21 protein-coding genes are annotated in these 19,186 nt (G+C 71.9%); 16 read left to right on the top strand and 5 right to left on the bottom strand.

All coding sequences use genetic code 11. From position 1 onward, the window contains the following. Window positions 1-50 precede the first annotated feature (50 nt). Window positions 51-827 carry a winged helix-turn-helix transcriptional regulator gene (locus D458_RS0106030; protein WP_017585824.1) on the bottom strand — a complete coding sequence of 259 codons (777 nt, stop codon included), beginning with the start codon at window positions 825-827 and terminating at the stop codon, window positions 51-53. A 109-nt stretch (window positions 828-936) separates the two neighbouring features. Between D458_RS0106030 and D458_RS0106025 the strand changes: the two genes are divergently transcribed. The 8 genes from D458_RS0106025 to D458_RS0105990 all read left to right on the top strand — a co-directional run bounded on the left by D458_RS0106025 (window position 937) and on the right by D458_RS0105990 (window position 8,920). Further along, a complete protein-coding gene (locus tag D458_RS0106025) occupies window positions 937-1,194 on the top strand; it encodes a MoaD/ThiS family protein (protein ID WP_017585823.1) in 258 nt (85 codons plus the stop codon). A gap of 34 nt (window positions 1,195-1,228) precedes the next feature. After that, complete coding sequence (locus D458_RS0106020; RefSeq protein WP_026119044.1) at window positions 1,229-1,495, top strand: glutaredoxin family protein; 267 nt, start codon at window positions 1,229-1,231, stop codon at window positions 1,493-1,495. A gap of 452 nt (window positions 1,496-1,947) precedes the next feature. Further along, window positions 1,948-2,640 carry a redox-sensing transcriptional repressor Rex gene (locus tag D458_RS0106015; protein ID WP_017585821.1) on the top strand — a complete coding sequence of 231 codons (693 nt, stop codon included), beginning with the start codon at window positions 1,948-1,950 and terminating at the stop codon, window positions 2,638-2,640. A gap of 145 nt (window positions 2,641-2,785) precedes the next feature. Next, window positions 2,786-4,342 carry a glutamyl-tRNA reductase gene (locus tag D458_RS0106010; RefSeq protein ID WP_040702203.1) on the top strand — a complete coding sequence of 519 codons (1,557 nt, stop codon included), beginning with the start codon at window positions 2,786-2,788 and terminating at the stop codon, window positions 4,340-4,342. After that, entirely contained in the window at window positions 4,339-5,295 is a 957-nt protein-coding gene (gene hemC / locus D458_RS0106005; RefSeq protein ID WP_017585819.1) for a hydroxymethylbilane synthase, read from the top strand. Before D458_RS0106010 ends, hemC begins: the two co-directional genes overlap by 4 nt. Before the next feature lie 130 nt (window positions 5,296-5,425). After that, window positions 5,426-7,117, top strand: coding sequence for a bifunctional uroporphyrinogen-III C-methyltransferase/uroporphyrinogen-III synthase (locus D458_RS0106000; protein WP_017585818.1), 1,692 nt, complete (start codon window positions 5,426-5,428; stop codon window positions 7,115-7,117). A gap of 51 nt (window positions 7,118-7,168) precedes the next feature. Beyond that, a complete protein-coding gene (gene hemB / locus D458_RS0105995; RefSeq protein WP_017585817.1) occupies window positions 7,169-8,167 on the top strand; it encodes a porphobilinogen synthase in 999 nt (332 codons plus the stop codon). A 93-nt stretch (window positions 8,168-8,260) separates the two neighbouring features. Then, the gene (locus tag D458_RS0105990; protein WP_239647900.1) at window positions 8,261-8,920 is read left to right on the top strand and encodes a bifunctional DNA primase/polymerase; all 660 of its coding nucleotides are present in this window, start codon (window positions 8,261-8,263) and stop codon (window positions 8,918-8,920) included. A gap of 19 nt (window positions 8,921-8,939) precedes the next feature. Here D458_RS0105990 and D458_RS0105985 read toward each other — a convergent pair whose 3' ends face one another. After that, the gene (locus D458_RS0105985) at window positions 8,940-9,590 is read right to left on the bottom strand and encodes a response regulator (protein ID WP_017585815.1); all 651 of its coding nucleotides are present in this window, start codon (window positions 9,588-9,590) and stop codon (window positions 8,940-8,942) included. Then, window positions 9,587-10,870 (bottom strand): sensor histidine kinase, encoded by a 1,284-nt coding sequence (locus D458_RS0105980; RefSeq protein WP_017585814.1) that lies wholly within the window; start codon window positions 10,868-10,870, stop codon window positions 9,587-9,589. Before D458_RS0105980 ends, D458_RS0105985 begins: the two co-directional genes overlap by 4 nt. Window positions 10,871-11,088: 218 nt before the next feature. On the opposite strand from D458_RS0105980, the gene D458_RS0105975 reads away from it, so the two are divergent. From D458_RS0105975 to D458_RS0105965, 3 genes are read left to right on the top strand one after another with little or no spacing between them, the layout of a single operon-like run. Further along, entirely contained in the window at window positions 11,089-11,814 is a 726-nt protein-coding gene (locus D458_RS0105975) for a hypothetical protein (protein ID WP_017585813.1), read from the top strand. Beyond that, on the top strand, window positions 11,811-12,746 hold the full coding sequence (locus D458_RS37850) for an ABC transporter ATP-binding protein (RefSeq protein WP_051049603.1): 936 nt from the start codon (window positions 11,811-11,813) through the stop codon (window positions 12,744-12,746). Before D458_RS0105975 ends, D458_RS37850 begins: the two co-directional genes overlap by 4 nt. Next, window positions 12,743-13,510: a hypothetical protein gene (locus tag D458_RS0105965; RefSeq protein ID WP_017585811.1), complete on the top strand. Its 768-nt coding sequence runs from the start codon at window positions 12,743-12,745 to the stop codon at window positions 13,508-13,510. Before D458_RS37850 ends, D458_RS0105965 begins: the two co-directional genes overlap by 4 nt. Window positions 13,511-13,573: 63 nt before the next feature. Here the strand turns inward: D458_RS0105965 and rraA are convergent, their stop codons facing one another. After that, window positions 13,574-14,056 (bottom strand): ribonuclease E activity regulator RraA, encoded by a 483-nt coding sequence (gene rraA, locus D458_RS0105960; RefSeq protein WP_017585810.1) that lies wholly within the window; start codon window positions 14,054-14,056, stop codon window positions 13,574-13,576. A gap of 269 nt (window positions 14,057-14,325) precedes the next feature. Between rraA and D458_RS0105955 the strand changes: the two genes are divergently transcribed. The 5 genes from D458_RS0105955 (at window position 14,326) to D458_RS0105935 (ending at window position 18,586) form a co-directional block, all read left to right on the top strand. Continuing rightward, entirely contained in the window at window positions 14,326-14,988 is a 663-nt protein-coding gene (locus D458_RS0105955) for a phosphatase PAP2 family protein (protein WP_017585809.1), read from the top strand. A gap of 152 nt (window positions 14,989-15,140) precedes the next feature. Further along, window positions 15,141-16,436 (top strand): glutamate-1-semialdehyde 2,1-aminomutase, encoded by a 1,296-nt coding sequence (gene hemL, locus D458_RS0105950; protein ID WP_083936247.1) that lies wholly within the window; start codon window positions 15,141-15,143, stop codon window positions 16,434-16,436. 34 nt (window positions 16,437-16,470) lie between these two features. Then, window positions 16,471-17,106: a histidine phosphatase family protein gene (locus D458_RS0105945; protein ID WP_017585807.1), complete on the top strand. Its 636-nt coding sequence runs from the start codon at window positions 16,471-16,473 to the stop codon at window positions 17,104-17,106. A gap of 219 nt (window positions 17,107-17,325) precedes the next feature. After that, window positions 17,326-17,424: a 30S ribosomal protein bS22 gene (locus D458_RS35300; RefSeq protein WP_013155353.1), complete on the top strand. Its 99-nt coding sequence runs from the start codon at window positions 17,326-17,328 to the stop codon at window positions 17,422-17,424. A 226-nt stretch (window positions 17,425-17,650) separates the two neighbouring features. After that, window positions 17,651-18,586, top strand: coding sequence for an NAD-dependent epimerase/dehydratase family protein (locus tag D458_RS0105935; protein ID WP_017585806.1), 936 nt, complete (start codon window positions 17,651-17,653; stop codon window positions 18,584-18,586). A gap of 53 nt (window positions 18,587-18,639) precedes the next feature. Here the strand turns inward: D458_RS0105935 and D458_RS0105930 are convergent, their stop codons facing one another. After that, the gene (locus tag D458_RS0105930) at window positions 18,640-19,125 is read right to left on the bottom strand and encodes a MarR family winged helix-turn-helix transcriptional regulator (protein ID WP_026119041.1); all 486 of its coding nucleotides are present in this window, start codon (window positions 19,123-19,125) and stop codon (window positions 18,640-18,642) included. Window positions 19,126-19,186 lie beyond the last annotated feature (61 nt).

Here is a 19,186-nt window from a genome sequence, read left to right as displayed (position 1 = left end):
TCGCGTGAACGCGGGCGCCCCGGGGTGGTCGGGCCGGTGAGGTCTCGGTGCTACTTGGCGCCGGCCTCCGCAGAACGGGCGGCGGGCAGCTGGTCGGCCGCCTCGGCCGGGGTGTTCGGCGCCGGAGCCGCCTTGGACACGGGGTCCGGCACGAAGCGGTAACCCACGTTGCGGACGGTGCCGATGAGGGACTCGTACTCCGAGCCCAGCTTGGCGCGCAGGCGGCGGACGTGGACGTCGATCGTCCGGGTGCCGCCGAAGTAGTCGTACCCCCAGACCTCCTGGAGCAGCTGGGCCCGGGTGAAGACCCGGCCGGGGTGCTGCGCCAGGAACTTGAGCAGCTCGAACTCCTTGAAGGTGAGGTCGAGGATGCGTCCGCGCAGGCGGGCGATGTAGGTGGCCTCGTCGATCACGAGGTCGCCGCGGCGGATCTCGTCCGGGTCGTCCGACCCGGCGTCGGCGGAACCGACGGCGAGGCGGAGGCGGGCCTCGACCTCGGCGGGGCCCGCGGTGGCGAGGATGAAGTCGTCGACCTGCCAGTCCGGGGTCAGCGCCGCGACGCCGCCCTCGGTCAGGACGACCACCAGCGGGCAGTCCAGCCCGGTGGTGTCGAGCAGTCGGCAGAAGTTACGGGCCGCGGCCAGGTCCGTCCGCGCGTCGACCAGAATGGCGTCGACCGGGGCGCTGGAGTTCCCGCCGGCCCCGGAGGCCAGCAGTGCTCCGGCCTCCGCGGGCGCCACCCGCACCGAGTGCAGGAGGAGTCCGAGTGCGGGAAGAACATGGTCGGACGGTTCGTTCGAGTTCGTGAGTAGCAGCAGATGGCTCATGCGTCTCTTCTCGTCGGCCCGCTGGTGTCGGGCGATCGAAGGCGCCATTGCCCCCGGTGAAGATTTGTTTAATACGTCGCCTCCGAGCAACACCAAGGATAATCAATAGATGGCGAAGTGCACTATCCGGTACTGGGCTTCCGCAAAGGAAGCGGCCGGCACAGCCGAGGAGACCGTCGAAGCCGAGACCCTCGCGGCAGCCCTGGAAGCAGCGTGTCAGCTGCACCCCGACGACCGTTTCCTGCGCGTACTGCGGGCTTCCTCCCTCCTGGTGGACGAGCGCCCGGTGGGCAAGCGGGTCCATGGCGAGGTGGCGGTCGCGGACGGGACTGTGATCGAGGTCCTACCTCCCTTCGCGGGCGGATGAGGGGTTCGAAAACATGGCGGAATCGGAGCGAAACATGTCAGAAATCCCGGAGTGGCCGGGGAAGGCGCGCGTGGTCATGCTCGGAAAGTCCGGGTGCCATCTGTGCGAGGACGCGTGGTCGGTCATCGAGCGCGTGACGGACGACCTCGGGGTGGACCGCGCCGAACAGGACCTGGCCGAGGTGTCGGAGGCCGACCGCGAGGAGTACTGGGACAAGGTTCCGGTGACCTTCGTCGACGGCCGCCGCCACGACTTCTGGCGGGTCTCCGAGGGGCGTCTGCGTTCGGCGCTGTCCCCCTGACCTGCCTCGGACCCCTTCCGGTGCTCTCCCCGGCCCTCCTCCCGGGCTCCGCCTGAATCCCTCTCGGTGCCCCGCGAGGGGCAGGCCTTCCGCGGCGGTCTCCGCGGCGCCGTCCCGGGTTCGGGAAAATCCGCTGCGCGGCCGCTCAGGGGCGGCGGGGCGGGGGAAACGGTGCCGTGTGTCCGCGAATGGGCGCCGGCGCCTTTTCCGTCCGCCCGGAATGCGGATGATGTGATCTCTCGTTTCGGTTCGGCCCGCGGAAGCCCCATTTGTGTGAACCTGCTCGCGGCGCGTCACACGGGACCCCACTTTGTGCGTGCTTTCACAAGCACGTAATCTGGGGTTCCCACAATCAGCAGGGCGGGGGAGGTGCGCGGTCGTGGCGGTTGGCGCCGGATCCGCGCGTGCTCCGCACCCCGCCCGAACCGACCGTCCCCCAGGAGCGCCACCCTGTGACCAGTCGTCCACCTCGGCCCCGGGAGAGGGGAATCCCGGAGGCCACCGTCGCCCGACTTCCGGTCTACCTCCGCGCCCTCCAGACCCTGCAGGACCGTGGCACCGCCACCGTCTCCTCCGAGGGACTGGCCGGCGCCGCCGGTGTGAACTCGGCGAAGCTCCGCAAGGACCTCTCCCACCTGGGTTCCTACGGGACGAGAGGCGTGGGTTACGAGGTCGAGTACCTCATCTACCAGATCTCGCGTGAGCTTGGTCTCACCCAGGACTGGTCCGTGGCCATCGTCGGCATCGGAAACCTGGGACGCGCACTGGCCAACTACGGGGGGTTCGGCACCCGCGGGTTCCGGATCGCGGCCCTGCTCGACGCCGACCCCGAGGTGGTCGGACGGACCGTAGCGTCGCTGAACGTGAGGCATATTGACAGCCTGGAAGAGGTTGTGCGTTCCAAGGGTGTGTCGATCGGCGTGATCGCCACGCCGGGCGGATCGGCGCAGGGCGTCGCCAGCCGCTTCGTGGAGGCCGGGGTGACCAGCATCCTCAACTTCGCCCCGGTCGTGCTCAATGTGCCGGACGGAGTCGATGTGCGTAAGGTCGACTTGTCCATCGAACTCCAGATCCTGGCCTTCCACGCGCAGCGCAGGGCCGACGGCGACGGCCACGCGCACCGGTCGGGGCTGGAAGTGACATGAGCAGCAACGGGTCCTGGGACAGGGGTCCCAAGGCCCGTACCGCGGTGGCGGAGAGCGAGCGTACGCCGCGTTTCGGGGGGTAGGCGGCGGGGTTCCTCGACCGCCCCCGAACATGGAGAGACATAATGCCTGCATAGGAGTGCGGATGAGTGTCCTGGCCGTGGGGTTGAGCCATCGGAGTTCGCCGGTGGCGCTACTCGAACGTGTCGCGTTGAACGGGGAGACGCGCGCCAAGGCGGTCGGTGAGATGGTGGGCTCCGACGCGGTCAACGAGGTCATGGTGGTCTCCACCTGCAACCGCACCGAGGTCTACGCCGACGTGGCGGGCTACCACAGCGGCGTCGCGGCCATCACCGAACTCCTCGCCTGGCACACCGGTGTGACCCTCGGCGAGCTGTCCGAGCACCTCTACGTGCACTACGAGGACAGCGCCGTCCAGCACCTGTTCTCCGTCACCTGCGGCCTCGACTCCATGGTCGTCGGCGAGGGCCAGATCCTCGGCCAGGTGCGCAACTCCCTCAAGGAGGGACAGGAGACGGGTTCGGTCGGACGGGTCCTCAACGACCTCGGCCAGCGCGCCCTGCGCGTGGGCAAGCGCGCCCACACCGAGACCCACCTCGACCACGCCGGGGCCGACATGGTCAGCTTCGGCCTCACCGTGGCCGCCCGCGACCTCGCGGTGACCCCGGACCCGTTCCTGCCCGCCGCTGACGTCACCCCGCCCGCCGGGTGCCCCATGTCCGGCCAGGACACGGTGGCCGGTCAGGACACCGCCTCCCGCCCGGCCGCGCCCGCTGCCGGCGACCCCGCCGCGGAGCGTCCCCGCGTCCTCAGCGCCGAGCTCCCCTCCGGCCCGCTCACCGGCACCCGCGTGCTGGTCCTCGGCGCCGGTTCGATGAGCGCGCTGTCCGCCAACACCGTGGCCCGCCAGGGCGCCGGGACGGTCGTCGTCGCCAACCGGACCCAGGAGCGCGCCGCTCGGCTGGCCGAGTGCCTCAACGAGGCCTACGACACCGTGCGGGCCGGCTCCGTCCCCTTCGCCGAGGCGGCCGAGGCACTCGCCGACGTCGACCTCGTCATCTCCTGCACCGGCGCACAGGGCCTCGTGCTCACCGCCGAGGCCGTGGCGGCCGCCACCGAGGGCCGCGTGCGCCCCCTCGTCTTCCTCGACCTCGCGCTGCCCCGCGACATCGACCCCGCCGTGCGCGAACTGCCCGGGGTCCGCCTGGTCGACATCGAGGACCTGCGCCAGGCCGTCGCCGCCGGGACCGACCACGGCGCCGGCCGCTCCAGCGCCCTGCCCCTCGTACGCGGGATCGTCGACGAGGAGGTCAACGAGTTCCGCGCGATCCGCCGCGCCAACGAGGTCGCGCCCACCGTCGTCGCCCTGCGCGCCCAGGCCCGCGACGTCGTGGAGTCCGAGCTCTCCCGCCTCCACGGCCGCCTCCCCGACGACCTCGACGAGCGCACCCGCGAGGAGATCGGCCGCGCCATGCGCCGCGTCGCCGACAAGCTCCTGCACAGACCGACCGTGCGCGTGAAGGAGCTGGCCGCGGCCCCCGACGGGGAGTCCTACGAGGCCGCCCTGCGCCAGCTGTTCGATCTCGACCTCCAGACTCCACAGACCCCGAAGGCCCCCGAACCGGTGGCCGACCCCGGGCGTCCGACCACGGCCGCGCGGCCCGCACAGGAGAAGGCATGACCGCCACACCCGCCAAGCTCGGCACCCGCCGCAGCACGATGGCCACCACCCAGTCCCAGGGGGTCGCCGACACGATCACCGAGCGGACCGGCCAGCCGATCGAACTGGAGCTCATCACGAGCTTCGGCGACGTCACCAAGGCCCACCTGACCCAGCTCGGCGGAACCGGCGTGTTCGTCAACGCCCTGCGTGACGAGCTGGTGGCGGGCACCATCGACTTCGCCGTGCACTCGCTCAAGGACCTGCCCACCGCGCCCTCCGAGGGCCTGGTCCTGGCGGCCATCCCCGAGCGCGACGACCCCCGCGACGCCCTGTGCGCCCGGGACGGCCTCAAGTTCGCCGACCTGCCCGCCGGGGCGAAGATCGGCACGGGCTCCCCGCGCCGCGTCGCCCAGCTGTCCGCGCTCCGCCCCGACCTGGTCTACGTGCCCATCCGCGGCAACGCCGAGACCCGCCTGGGCAAGGTCGCCTCCGGCGAACTCGACGCCGTGGTCCTGGCCTACGCAGGTCTGGGCCGCGTGGGCCGCCGCGACGACGTCACCGACGTGTTCGAGCCCGAGCAGATGCTGCCCGCCCCCGGCCAGGGCGCCCTGGCCGTGGAGTGCCGTACCGAACGCGCCGGCACCGACCTCGCCTACCTGTCCTCCGTGGACCACCCGGCCACCCGCGCCGAGGTCGTCGCCGAGCGCACCGTCCTCTCCGAACTCGAAGCCGGGTGCGCCGCGCCGGTCGGCGCCTACGCCGAGCACTCCGAGGGCCGCCTGCGCCTGCGCGCCGCCGTGGTCGCCACCAACGGCGCCACCGCCGTCCGCCGCGAGCGGACCATCGACCTGGACTCGCCCGAGAACCTCGACGCCGCTGTCGGACTCGGCCGTGACCTGGCCCGACAGATGATCGCCGAGGGCGCCGACCGCATCGTCGCCGAGGCCTTCGCCGAAAGGGACACTCCCTAGACACCCGAGGAACGACCCGGGCAGCACCTCAGCCGCACGGGGGAACACCAGCGCGGGTCGCCCCCGCACCGTCACCGCCCCGGAGTCCGCGCCCCGGGGCGCAGGCGACCCACACACGAGGAGCCAGTACGTGAACGCCAACGCCAGCCCCCAGCCGGAGGAACCGCGTCACCGCGCACGCGTCCCCGGTCATGTCGCCCTGGTCGGTTCCGGACCGGGCGGTGCCGACCTGCTGACCCTGCGCGGCGCCGAGCTGCTGCGCCGCGCCGACGTGGTCATCACCCTCCGCGAGCCCGCTGCCGAGGAGCTCTCGAGCTTCCGCGACGAACTGCTCTCCCACTGCTCCGAGGACGTCTCGGTGGTCGAGGCCGCCGAGTGCGGCGGTGACATCAACGCCCTCGCCGTCACCCGCGCCCGCGAGGGCCTCCGGGTCGTGCGCCTGTACTCGGGCGACCCCTTCTTCGGCTGCCGCGGCGCCGAGCTGGTCGCCGCCTGCAAGGAGGCCGGTGTCGAGGTCGAGGTCGCCCCCGGCGTCTCCTCGGTCACCTCCGTCCCGACCTTCGGCGGCATCTCGCTGCTCACCGAGGACCAGGCCGAACTGCGCATCCTGCACGCCCGCCCCCACGGCGGCAAGGAGGTCGACTGGCAGGAGGCCGCCTCCAGTGACGCGCCGCTGGTCATCCTGGGCGCCGACGCCCCCGCGGGCGAGGCGCCCGAGCACCAGGGGCCCGGCTTCGACGTGGTCTGCAAGAGCCTCATCGCCGGCGGCCGCCCCGCCACGACCCCCGTCTCGGTCGTGCGCGCCGGGGGCACCACCAGGCAGACCACCGTCACCTCGACGCTGGCCCGCCTGGTCGCCGAGCTCAAGTCCACCGACGCCAAGAACCACCACGTCACGGCGCCCGCCCTGATGATCGTCGGCTCCCCGGTGGCCCGCCAGCGCGAGCTCTCCTGGTACGAGACCCGGCCGCTGTTCGGCTGGCGCGTCCTGGTGCCCCGCACCAAGGAGCAGGCCGCGGCCCTCTCCGACCAGCTGCGCGGCTACGGCGCGGTGCCCGAGGAGGTGCCCACCATCTCGGTGGAGCCGCCGCGCACCCCGCAGCAGATGGAGCGCGCCGTCCGCGGGCTGGTGACCGGCCGCTACCAGTGGGTCGCCTTCACCTCCGTGAACGCCGTCCGCGCCATCCGCGAGCGCCTGGAGTCGTACGGCCTGGACGCCCGCGCCTTCGCCGGGGTCAAGGTCGCCGTGGTCGGCGAGGCCACCGCGCAGGCGGTCCGGGACTTCGGCATCCAGCCCGACCTGGAGCCCGCTGAGGACGCCCAGTCCAGCAAGGGCCTGGTCGAGGTCTGGCCGCCCTACGACGCCGAGATCGACCCCATCGAGCGGGTCCTGCTGCCGCGCGCCGACATCGCCACCGAGACCCTCGCCGCCGGTCTCACCGACCTCGGCTGGGAGATCGACGACGTCACGGCCTACCGCACCGTGCGCGCCGCGCCGCCGCCCCAGCCGGTCCGCGAGGCGATCAAGGGCGGTGGCTTCGACGCCGTGCTCTTCACGTCCTCGTCCACGGTGCGCAACCTGGTGGGGATCGCGGGCAAGCCGCACAACACCACCGCCATCGCCGTGATCGGCCCGGAGACCGAGAAGACCGCGATCGAGTTCGGCCTGCGCGTCGACGTCGTGGCACCGAAAGCGTCGGTTTCCGCCCTCGCGGAGGCACTTTCGGAGTACGGTGCCGCCAAGCGCAAGGAGGCGATCGAGGCGGGCAAGCCCGTCCTCAAGCCGAGCCAGAAGCGCCGCGGACGCCGCCGCAAGCTCTGAGCCGAGCCCTCGCCACCAGCAACCCTCACCCAGCCCAACCGGGAGCATCCCATGACCGCCGCCAGCTCCGACGCCGAGTTCCCCGTCGCCCGGCCCCGCCGTCTGCGCCGAGGACCGGCGCTTCGCCGCCTGGTCGCGGAGACGCGGGTGCTCCCGGAGAACCTCATCCTGCCGATGTTCGTCAAGGAGGGGCTCACCGCGCCGGTGCCGATCTCCTCGATGCCCGGCCAGGTGCAGCACACCCGGGAGAGCCTGCGCAAGGCTGCCCGTGAGGCGGTGGACGCGGGGGTCGGCGGGCTGATGCTCTTCGGCATCCCCGAGCACAAGGACAGCGTGGGCTCGCAGGCCGACGACCCGGACGGAGTCGTCCAGGTGGCGCTGCGCGACCTGGCCGCCGAGGTCGGCGACGACATCGTGGTGATGGCCGACCTGTGCCTGTGCGAGTACACCGACCACGGCCACTGCGGTCCGCTGGAGGAGGACGGGCACGTCAACAACGACCTCACCCTGGAGCGGTACGCGTCCATCGCCGTCGCCCAGGCCGAGGCCGGAGCCGCCGTGGTCGCGCCCAGCGGCATGATGGACGGCCAGGTCGGTGCGATCCGCGCCGGGCTGGACCGGGCCGGTTTCCCGCACGTGCCGATCCTCGCCTACGCGGCCAAGTACGCGTCCGTGTTCTACGGCCCCTTCCGGGAGGCCGCCGAGGGCGCTCCCCAGTTCGGTGACCGCTCCGGCTACCAGCAGGACCCGGCCAACGTCCGCGAGTCCCTGCGCGAGGTGGCCCTGGACGTCGCAGAGGGCGCCGACATGGTCATGGTCAAACCGGGCCTGGCCTACCTCGACGTGGTCGCCAAGGTCGCGGAGTCCTCCCCGGTGCCCGTGTCGGCCTATCAGGTGAGCGGCGAGTACGCGATGATCGAGGCAGCGGCCGAGAAGGGCTGGCTCGACCGGGAGCGGGCGATCCTGGAGACCCTGACCTCCTACCGGCGCGCGGGGGCCGAGCAGATCCTCACGTACTGGGCCACCGAGGCCGCCCGCCTGCTCCGGTAACGCGACCAGGCCCACGCCCCGGTCGCGGCCGCCGGGCGCCGGCCCAGTTTCCAGTCGGCCGCGCCCGCACCGATGACGACCGGGGAGATCCAGATGGCCGACGTGCTGTACCGACGGAAACGACGCCACGCTACGGACAGCATGATGGAGTCGGCGCTGCGCTACGCCGGACTGGGCTGGCCGGTGGTCCGGGGCACGGGCCCGGGCGAGGACCGCGCGTGTACGTGCGACCGCATGGGCTGTCCCGATCCGGCGGCGCATCCGGTCACCGCGGCCTGGGGTGTGGAGGCCAGTACCGACACCGACGCGATCCGGCGCTGGTGGACGGCGAGCCCGCAGGCCAACATCGTGCTCCCCACCGGCCGGGTCTTCGACGTCCTCGACGTGCCCCGCGAGGCCGGTGTGATGGCCCTGGCCCGGATGGGCCGCGCGGGCGTACCGGCGGGCCCGGTCGCCGCCCTGGACGCGCGCTACCTGTTCTTCGTCGCCACCCGCTCCCCGATGGACGAGGACGAGTGGTGGTCCTGCCACCTGGACTGCGTCCCCGAGGCCGTCGAGGAGATGCCCGGCCTGCGCTGGCACTGCCGTGACAGCTTCGTCCTCGGGGCGCCCTCCGCCCTGCCCTCCGGCGGGCGCGTCACCTGGATCCGCACCCCGCGCGACGTCGAGGGCGCGGTGGTCCTCCCCGACCCGATCGCGGTGCTGGACATCCTCAACGACGCCAGCGAGGAGTTCGCGGTTCCGGGCGCCTGACCCCGGGGTACCGGAACGCTCAGACCCCCCGCTCGCTGACCCACAGGGCCAGACGGGTGCGGTCGCGCAGGTCCAGCTTGCGCAGGATGCTGGTGACGTGGTTCTTGGCCGTGCCCTCGGTGATGAACAGCGTGCGGGCGATCTCCCTGTTGGTGGCGCCCGTGCCCACCAGACGGGCCACCTCCCACTCCCGCTCGGACAGCGGCGGCGCCTCGGAGGGCGCGGCCGGGGCCGGGGAGCCGATCCCGCCCAGGGCGGCGACGAGGCGGTCGGCGGCCGGGCCGCCCAGGACGGTCTCCCCCCGCGCGGCCTGGCGGATGGCCAGCACCAGTTCGTCGGGCGGGACATCCTTGAGCAGGTATCCCCGGGCGCCCGCGCGCAGGCCGCCGAAGACGAGCTCGTCGTCGTCGAAGGTGGTGAGGACGACGGCCGGCACCCCGGGGTGCTCGGCGCGCATCCGGGTGATGAGCTCGATCCCGTCCATGCGCGGCATCCGGGCGTCCACCAGTGCCACGTCCGGGGGCGGGGCGGATGCCAGGAACTCCAGGGCCTCGACCCCGTCCGCGGCGTCCCCGACGACCTCGATGCCCTCCTCGATCTCCAGCAGCTTCCGCAACCCCTGCCGCAACAGGACCTGGTCGTCCACGATCAGTACCGAAACCGGCGTCACACGGCACCTCCAGCCGCCACCGTAGCGGCCCGCCCGGCCGGGACAGCGGCGGGAACCGACACCCCCAGCCGGAACCCGCCCCCGGGCGGGCTCTCCGCGCTGACGGATCCGTCCACCGAGGCCACCCGCTCACGCAGCCCGCGCAGACCGAACCCGTTCCGGGCCGCGTCCTCCTCGGCGCCGCTCCCGTTGTCGGTCACCGTCACCGAAACCCCCTCCGGCGAGGCCGCCACGGCCACCTCCACCCGGTCGCCGCCGGAGTGGCGCATCGCGTTGGTCAGCCCTTCCTGGAGCGCCCGGTAACAGACCAGCTCGGCCTCCTGGGACAGCTCCGGCCAGATCCCGGAGCCGGTGAAGACGATGTGCGCCCCGCCGCCGTCGAAGGACTCCGCCATCGCCCGCATGGCCGCCGGGCCCGCACGCCCCTCCAACTGGAGCGGGCGCAGGGCGCGTACCCACCGGCGGGTGTCGGTGAGCGCCTCCCGGGCCAGCTCGCGGGCCTGCTCGACCTCGTCCCAGGCGGACTCGGGGCGGGCGGCGCGGAAGCGCAGGGCGTTCGAGAGGGCCATGGTGAGCGCGGTCAGGTAGTGCCCGGTGCTGTCGTGCATCTCCCGCGACATGCGCGCCCGCTCCTCGGCGACGGTCAGTTCGCGCACCCGGTCCGCGTGCCGGCGCAGCTCGGCGTGGGCCTCCTCCAGCTCCGCGAGGAGCTCAAGGGTGCGTTCCGCGCGCTGGGAGGCCACCACCAGGGAGACGTACACCAGTCCCGAGACCAGGACGAGGATCAGGGCGCTTCCGGTCGTCACCAGGCCGATGAGCAGCGGATCTCCGGGCGCGAGCAGGACGAGCGCGAGGTTCGCTCCGCCCAGGAGCGCCGCGTAGCCGAACGCCCCGGCGATCCCGAACACCGAGATGGAGTTCATGGTGGCCAGACACACCAGGATGAGGACGGTGTAGTTGTTGGTGGCCAGGGCGAACACGGAGACGACGAGGAAGAGGACGCTGACGGCCTTGCGCGCCCACCCCGCGGAGGGGGACCAGGCCAGGAGCGGCCAAAGGGCGCAGGACAGGGCCATGCACGCGACACTCGCCACGATGACGGCGTTCAGCGTCGGGTCGGCGGACGGGAACTCCTCCACCTGGGTGGCCAGCGCGATGCCGTACGTCATCCCGGTGGTCACCACCGCCGTCCAGAACAGCAGGTTCAGGACCCGCGGCGGGCGGTCCTCGCGGAGTGTGACCCAGGAGGAGGGGTCGGACAGGGAATCGTTCTTCCGCATTCTCCGAGAGTAACCGGAGCGGATCCCCGGAAAAGGCGGGCCCGGGTCATGGTCGGGGTCATGTTCCGACCATGACCTCCGGCATGCCAAACACACTGGGAAGCACATGACCGGAGCGTGCCACGGGACGGATGCGGCTTCCGGTGAATCTCCGTAGCGTCTTTTCGAAAGAGAAAAGCACCGCGGAGACAACCGGGAATTCGGTAGGTGGGAGAACGATGGTGAACGCTTCGCCGAAAACGGCCGCCGGGGGCGGGGGCGTCCCCGTCCCATGGGTCGGGGCCGCCCTCGCGTCGCTCATGGCCCTGGCCGCGCTGGGGGTGGCCGGGGCGCTCTGGGCGGAGCTGCCGGAGATGGTCCCCAACGGCAGGGTCGGGCTCGACGGTGAGCCCGCGCTGACTCCGCGCTGGCTGTTCGTCACGGCCATGCCGGGGGTCACCCTGCTACTCGTCGCAGTCATGCTCGTCGGACCGCGCGCCGGTGTGCGTTTCCAGAGGGCGCTCCGGCTTCCCGTGCCCTGGCCGGGCCGGGGAGCGCGCCGGTCGATGGACCTGTTCCTGGTCCTGATGGGCGCGTTCCTGCTGGCCACCCACGTGGTGATGCTCCGTTCGGAGGCCGGCCGGGCCCTACCGCTGTCCACCGAACACCTGGTGGTCCTGCTCGTGGCCGGGTTCATGGCTGGCGTCGGCCTGCTGGTGTCGCTCCTGCGGTCCGGGGACGGCCACGACACCGTCGCTGCCCGCTGGTGGGACCGGGCGCGCCGGCCGGTGGGCGTCGGTCTCGCGCTGGTCGGCGTCGCCACCGGGCTGGTCGGGTTCCTGGTTCCGGGGACCCTGTGGGCGGTGCTCATGGGCGTGCTGATGATGCCCGTGATCCTTCTCGGATGCGTATTCCCCTTCATCGGAAAACAGGAATGGATGCACCGGACCAGGAGCAGCGAATGAGAACAGAGGAAACGTCGGTACCCGGAACTCCAGGGGTTCCCGACAACGTGATCACCACCGACGGACTCACCCGTTCCTACGGTGACGGCGCGGGGGTATTCGATATCGACCTCGCCGTTCCCCGCGGCCGTGTTTTCGGGCTGGTCGGACCGAACGGTGCGGGAAAGACCACCCTGTTGTCCGTCATCGCGGGTATGCGCGAGGCCGGGAGAGGAAGCGTGGACCTGGCGGCGGGGCGCACCCTGCTCTGCCCCGACGTCCCCGACTTCGAACCCTGGCTGACCGCCGCCGAGGTGGTGCGCCTGAGCGCGGAGGTCGCCGGGGTCCCGGTGACCGGCCGGGACGTGGCCGACGCCCTCGAACGGGTGGGGATCCCCGAATCCGCCGACCGGCGCAACGGCAGGTTCTCCAGGGGCATGCGCCAGCGCCTCGGCCTGGCCGCCGCCCTGGTGTGCCGACCGGACGTGCTCATCCTCGACGAACCCGCCTCCGGCCTGGACCCCCAGGGGCGCGTGGACGTCCTCGACCTCATCACCTCGCTGCGCGGCGAGTGCACGATCATCCTCGCCAGCCACCTGCTCGGAGACGTGCAGCGCGTCTGTGACGACGTCGCCGTCCTGGTCCGGGGCCGGTTGGTCTACCAGGGCCCGACGGCCGCCATCGCCGACCAGGGGCGGCCCAACGCCTGGCACGTCCGGGTGCGCGGTTCGGCGGAGCGGTTGGCGCAGGCCCTGCGGGAGCAGGACTGGGTCACCCGGGTGGCCCCGGTGGAGGAGGACTGCGTCTACGTGGAGGCCGTCGACGCCGAGTCCGGTGAACTCGGCCTGCCCCGCCTGCTCGCCGGGAGCCGCACACCGCTCGTGTCGATGAACGGCTTCGAGGCGGACCTGGAGTCGGCCTTCCTCTCCCTCACGAACAGGACGGACCGATGAACGCCACCCTCTACCGGCTCGAAGCCACCCGCCTCCTGCGTACGCACACCCTGCTCCTGCTGGTCCTGGCCTTCGCCGCCTTCGGTGCGGTCGGGCCCCTGCTCGTCCACTTCGTGGAGGACCTGGTCCGGTTGGCCGACCCCCAGGGCGAACTGGCCGGGACGGACCTGGGGCTGCCGGAGATGACCGCCGCCGAAGCCCTGGGCTCCCACGTCGAACTGGTCGCACCCCTGGGGGTGCTGCTCGTGGTGCTGGTGGCGGCCACGGCCCTGACTCTGGACGCGAGCCCCGGGCGCTCCGTCTTCTACCGGTCCAGGGTGCGGGGGACGGCGCGGCTGATCCTGCCCCGGGTCGCCCTGCCCGCGCTCGCAGCCGTCTTCGCGCACCTGGTGGGGGCGCTCGTGGCCTGGGGGACCACCGCGCTGCTCTTCGGCGCGCCACCGCTGGCCGCGGTTCTGGCCGGTGCCCTCCTGGGTGGGGTGTACATGGCCTTCGCGGTCGCCGTGGTGGCGTTGTCGTCGGCTCTGGTCCGCAACACCCTCGCCGCGGTCGGCCTCGCCGTCCTGGTGCTGGTGGTGTTCGCGGGGGTCGGGAGCCTGCCGTTCCTCGCCGGATGGTCGCCCGGCGCCCTGCTCCAGGGGCTGGTGCTCCCGGCCGCGGGCATGCCGCTCACCGACCTCCTCCCCGCGGTCGCGACCACCGCGGTGCTCACCGCGGGTGTGCTGGCGCTGGCGCTGAACCGGAGCGCCGCCCGGGAGGTCTGATGGCATCGGACACATGAACGGCGGGCCGATCGTGCGGACCCCGCCGTTCATGTCCGATTCGTCTTAGATCTTCTCTTTGTTGACGACGATGCCGTCGTGGTCGCTGTAGAGCCACTCGCCCGGGACGAACGTGACGTCGCCGAAGGTGACCGGGACGTCCTGGCGTCCGGCGGCGTCCTTGAGGGACTTGCGGGGGTTGGAACCGAGCGCCTTCACGCCGAGCTCCAGCTGCCCGAGGGCGACGGTGTCGCGGACCGCTCCGTTGACGACCACCCCGGCCCAGCCGTTGCGCACGGCCGCCTCGGCGATCATGTCGCCCATCAGGGCGCTGCGCAGGGACCCGTTGCCGTCGACGACCAGGACGGCTCCCTCGCCGGGGGAGTTGAGGATCTGCTTGACCAGACCGTTGTCCTCGTGGCAGCGAACGGTGCGGATCGGCCCGGAGAACACCTCGTGCCGCCCGAACTGCCGGAACTGCGTGGAGCAGCTGCGCAGGGTGTCGCCGTGGTCGTCGATCAGGTCCGCCGTGGTGAAGTTCGTGGCCATGACAGCTCCGGTCTGTGGGAGAGCGGGTGGACCAGGCCAAAGTTACTTCCCGGTATGGCGGGAGTCCCCGCCCGGGGTGCGTGTCCCTTCGGCCGAGGGCCCCGTCTCTTTCGTCGGGATCGGGTTTTCACGGCCTCAGCAGGCTCCGGCAGATGACAGGATAAGGACCTTCCCGTCATCCACACGTGGGAGTCCCGTCACTGGGACGTCGCCCAGCTCTCCCCCTGCTGCCTTCGCGACTCTTCTCCCCGTACGACCCCTGGAGAGAGATGGTCTCCGAGATCTTCGCCATCAGCGCCGCCTGGTCGCGGTCCGTGATCGAGTTCGCCGACGGACTCGACCCCTGGGTGCAGACCGCCGCCGAACTCGGCACCGACCTGTTCCTCGGTGTCTTCGCGATCCTCTTCCTCATGGCCTGGTGGCGAGCACGATCCGTCAGCTCCCGCCTGGTCGGCCTGGCCCTCTTCGCACCGGTCGCCACCGTCATCGCCTACGCGGTCAGCCGGACCGTCAAGTCGTTCTTCGAACAACTGCGCCCCTGCCAGGCCATGACCGACCTGAACACCATCGCCACGTGTGACCCGATCGGTGACTGGTCCTTCCCGAGCAACCACGCCGCCATCGCCGGAGCCGCGGCCGCCGCCGTGATCATCGCCTGGCGCCGCTTCGCCGTCGTCGCGGTCCTCTTCGCGGTCCTGGAGGCCTTCTCCCGGGTCTTCGTCGGCGCCCACTACCCGCACGACGTCACCGTCGGCCTCCTCGTCGGAGCCGCCGCCGCAACCCTCGTCTCGCTCCTGGCGGCCCGCCCGATGACCGCCGTCGTCGACCGGCTCGCCGAGAACGACAGCCTCCGGCCCCTGCTCCGCGCCCAGCCGCCCGCCCCCGGCCCCGAGCACGAGCGGATCCACGAGAGCACCCACAGCAGGGTGTAGCCCCCGTCTCTTCGCAGCACACGTGCCCCGTCGCAACCCCGCGGCGGGGCACACGTGGTGTCCGGGGCGCATCCGACGGGTTCCGGGAGGGCCCGCCGCGTTGCGGGGCGGGTCACGGTCACGGGGGAGGGGACAGCTGACACACTGGTGAGGTGGGTACTCAACAGACTTCAGCAGAGCTTTTCCAGCGGGCGGCCGCCGTTGTTCCCGGCGGTGTGAACTCGCCCGTGCGCGCGTTCGGTGCCGTCGGCGGCACCCCGCCGTTCTTCGTCAAGGGCGAAGGCCCCTACCTCACGGACTCCGACGGCCGACAGTACGTCGACCTCGTCTGCTCCTGGGGGCCGCTCGTCCTGGGCCACGCGAACCCCGCTGTGGTGGAGGCCCTCCACAGCCAGGTCGCGGCCGGGACCTCCTACGGCGCCCCGACCCCCGGCGAGGTCGAGCTCGCCGAGCTGATCGTCGAGCGCACCTCCGTGGAGAAGGTCCGCCTGGTCAACTCCGGGACCGAGGCCACGATGTCCGCGATCCGCCTCGCCCGCGGGTTCACCGGCCGCAGCAAGATCGTCAAGTTCGCCGGCAACTACCACGGCCACGTCGACGCGCTCCTGGCCGCCGCGGGGTCCGGGCTGGCCACGTTCGCCCTCCCGGACTCCCCGGGCGTCACCGGTGCCAGTGCCGCGGACACCCTGGTGCTGCCCTACAACGACGTCGAGGCCGTCGAGCGCGCCTTCGCCGAGCACGGCGACGAGATCGCCTGCGTCATCGCCGAGGCCTGCCCCGCCAACATGGGCGTCGTCCCGCCCCAGGCCGGGTTCAACGCCCGCCTCAAGGAGATCGCGCACGCCAACGGGGCCCTGCTGATCCTCGACGAGGTCCTCACCGGCTTCCGGGTCAGCTCCTCCGGCTGGTTCGGCCTGGAGGGCGTGGCCCCCGACCTCACGACCTTCGGCAAGGTCATGGGCGGCGGCCTGCCCGCCGCGGCCTTCGGAGGCCGGGCCGAGATCATGGACCGCCTCGCCCCGAACGGCCCCGTCTACCAGGCGGGCACCCTGTCCGGCAACCCGCTGGCGACGGCGGCCGGCCTGGCCACCCTGCGCGGCGCCACCTCCGAGGTCTACGCGCACATCGACCGGGTCTCCGCCCAGGTCGAGGCCGAGATCTCCAAGGCGCTCGGCGCCGAGGGCGTGACCCACCGGGTCCAGAGCGGGGGCAACCTGTTCACGGTGTTCTTCACCGACCAGGAGATCACCGACTTCGACAGCGCCCGCACCACGGACACCAAGGTGTTCGCCGCGTTCTTCCACGCCATGCTCGAACAGGGCGTCTACCTGCCACCCGCCGCCTTCGAGGCGTGGTTCTTCTCCTCGGCGCACGACGAGGCCGCCATCGACAGGGTGGTCGCTGCCCTGCCCAAGGCCGCCCAGGCCGCAGCCCAGGCCCAGGGCTGACGATGCCCGAAACCCGGACAGAAAGACTGCCACGATGACCACGACCACCGTCGTCCACCTGCTTCGGCACGGTGAGGTGTACAACCCCGAGAAGGTCCTCTACGGTCGGCTCCCCGACTACCACCTGAGCGACCGGGGCCACCGCATGGCGGAGATGGCCGCCGACTGGTTCGAGGGCCACGACATCGCGGCCCTGTACTCCTCGCCGCTGGACCGCACCCAGGAGACCTCGAAGCCGCTCCAGAAGGCGTTCGACCTCCCGGTGACCCTGGACGACCGGCTCATCGAGGCGACCAACATGTTCGAGGGGATGTCGCTGTCCGCGAAGTCGGCGCGCGACATCCGGGTGGTGAGCCGGCTCTACAACCCCTTCCTGCCTTCCTGGGGCGAGCCCTACCAGGTGATCGTCGACCGGATGGTCGAGGTCATCAAGGCCGTCCGGCGGGCCGCGTGGGGCCGTGAGGCCGTGTGCGTCAGCCACCAGCTGCCGATCTGGATGGCCCGTCGGGCCGCGGAGAAGAAGCGCCTGTGGCACCGACCCGACCTGCGGGAATGTAACCTCGCCAGTGTCACGTCACTGACCTTCGCCGACCAGCGGTTGGCCAGTGTCAGTTACGCCGAACCGGCCGCCGTACTGTACGGCGACGGTCCGGTAGTTCCCGGGGCATGATCCGCCCGGGTTGCCCGTAGCGGTAAGCTGGGGCCACGGGTGCGGTAGACGTGCGTCTTGTGAGCGTCGTCCTCCCCGGGGCCCGCCCCGGTCGCACCGGCCACCCGCGCCCCGCGCGCGTGTGCCCGGGCGAGCCCAGTAACCGCATCCGAGCCAGCAGGTGTTCGTCACCAGTGGTTCGGCATGTCCGTACTCACTCGTCAGCGAGAAGGTGATCCCATGGGTTCCGTCATCAAGAAGCGCCGTAAGCGGATGGCGAAGAAGAAGCACCGCAAGCTGCTCAAGCGCACGCGTGTCGCGCGTCGCAACAAGAAGTAGGAGCGTTCGCGGCGTACGTCGTCTCTCCGCGGGCGCGGGCGGGCCCAGGCACGCCCCGGACGCGGAGAAACTTCACTTTCCTTGCCCGGCGTTTGCCACGCAATGGAATTTTCTGGGTGAACCACTGTTGTGTTTCACGGGTCGCGGTCGCCGGTTCACCCCTTGCGGGTGGACGGTCCGCGGGCCTTCCGGACCACCACCGTCTCCTTCCAAGGAACGTGTCGCCATGGCTCGTGTCGTACTCGTCACCGGGGTCTCCAGCCCCCTCGCCGCCGGGGTCGCCCAGACCCTGAGCAAGGAGCCCGGTCTACGCCGGGTGATCGGCGCGGACTCCTCGCCTCCACCCAGCGGGGCAACGGGGATCGAGTACCAGCACGTCGACCTGCACGACGGCAGCCTGGACCGCATCGTCGCCGAGTCCGGCGCCGAACTGGTCCTGCACCTGGGCCTGGACACATCGACGGGCCCCAACCGGGAGGACAACCTCCTGGGCACCATGAGGGTCCTGGGCGCCGCCCAGCGCTCCTCCACCGTCCAGCGGCTCGTGGTGCGCTCCAGCGCCACCCTGGACGCCGACGACGCGGCCGAGGTCGAGCGGCACACCCGCGGCCTCCAGCGCCGCCGCCCGGACCTGTCCGTGGCCGTCCTGCGGTTCGCGAACCTCATCGGTCCGTCCGTGGACACCCCGCTCACCCGATACATGGACTCCCGTGTCGTGCCCACCGTCATGGGCCGCGACCCGCGCGTGCAGTTCCTGCACGAGGACGACGGGGCCGAGGCGCTGGTGCGCATGGCGCTCAGCGACCGAACCGGCTTCTTCGACGTCTCCGCGGCGGACGCCGTCCCCCTCTCCCACTGCCTGCGCCGCATCGGCGGCCAGCGCCTCCCGGTCCCCGCGCGCGGCCTCAAGGTGCTGCGCGGAGTGGCCAAGCACGGCCGGATCGACTACGCCAGCTCCAGCGCCGCCCGCTCGGTGAGCGCCGGCCTGACCGCCTCCAGGCTGGACCCCGCGCCGCTGAGCCGGGCCCTGGACTGGACGCCCTCCTACAGCTCCGTCGAGGCCTTCGAGTCCTACGCGCACAGCCGCGGCGGCTCCCCCCGAAGGGCCGGACTGCGCCCGGTGCACGTCCTCGCCCTGGCCCGCGCGACCCTCGGGCGCTAGGGCCTGAGCACCCTCCCCGGACGCCGGACACGCGGCCCGGGAGCGTCCCCCCCTCACCAGTCACGCATCTCGTCCGCCCAGGCCCGCAGCCCGGCGGCGAACCCCTCCCTGTCCCGCTCCGGCAGGCGCTCCATCGCGCGCTGGAGCGGTGCGGCCCGTGCCGCCACCAGCGACTCCACCGAGGGCCGGTGCTCGTCGGCCAGGCTCAGCAGTGTGCGCCGCCGGTTGTCCGGGTCCTCCTCGGCCACCACGAGGCCGGCGCGCCTGAGGTCCCCCGCGAGTTCGCTCGCGGTCGGCAGTGACACCGCCATCCGCCTGGCCAGTTCGGACACCCCGACCGACGCGACCACCGCCAGCTGCGCGAGCACTCCGCCGTGCCGTGCGGTCAGCCCGTGCTCGGCGAAGACCGCGGCGACGTCGGCGGGCATGTCCGCCCGGATCCTGCGGAAGTAGACCTCCAGCTGGGGTATCACTCCCAGCTCGGCCACGAGTGCGCGGTTCATGCCGTCGGGGGCCCCGGAGTCCCTGTCATCTGTCATGTCTCCGATCTTATTATTCGGATATCCAAACTGTTTCTTAATCCAAAGTGTTCGGGCTAGG

Source organism: Nocardiopsis ganjiahuensis DSM 45031 (genome assembly GCF_000341085.1).
Lineage (GTDB): Bacteria > Actinomycetota > Actinomycetes > Streptosporangiales > Streptosporangiaceae > Nocardiopsis > Nocardiopsis ganjiahuensis.
Note: the sequence above shows the minus strand (reverse complement) of the source record. Positions and strands in the feature narration are given on the sequence as shown.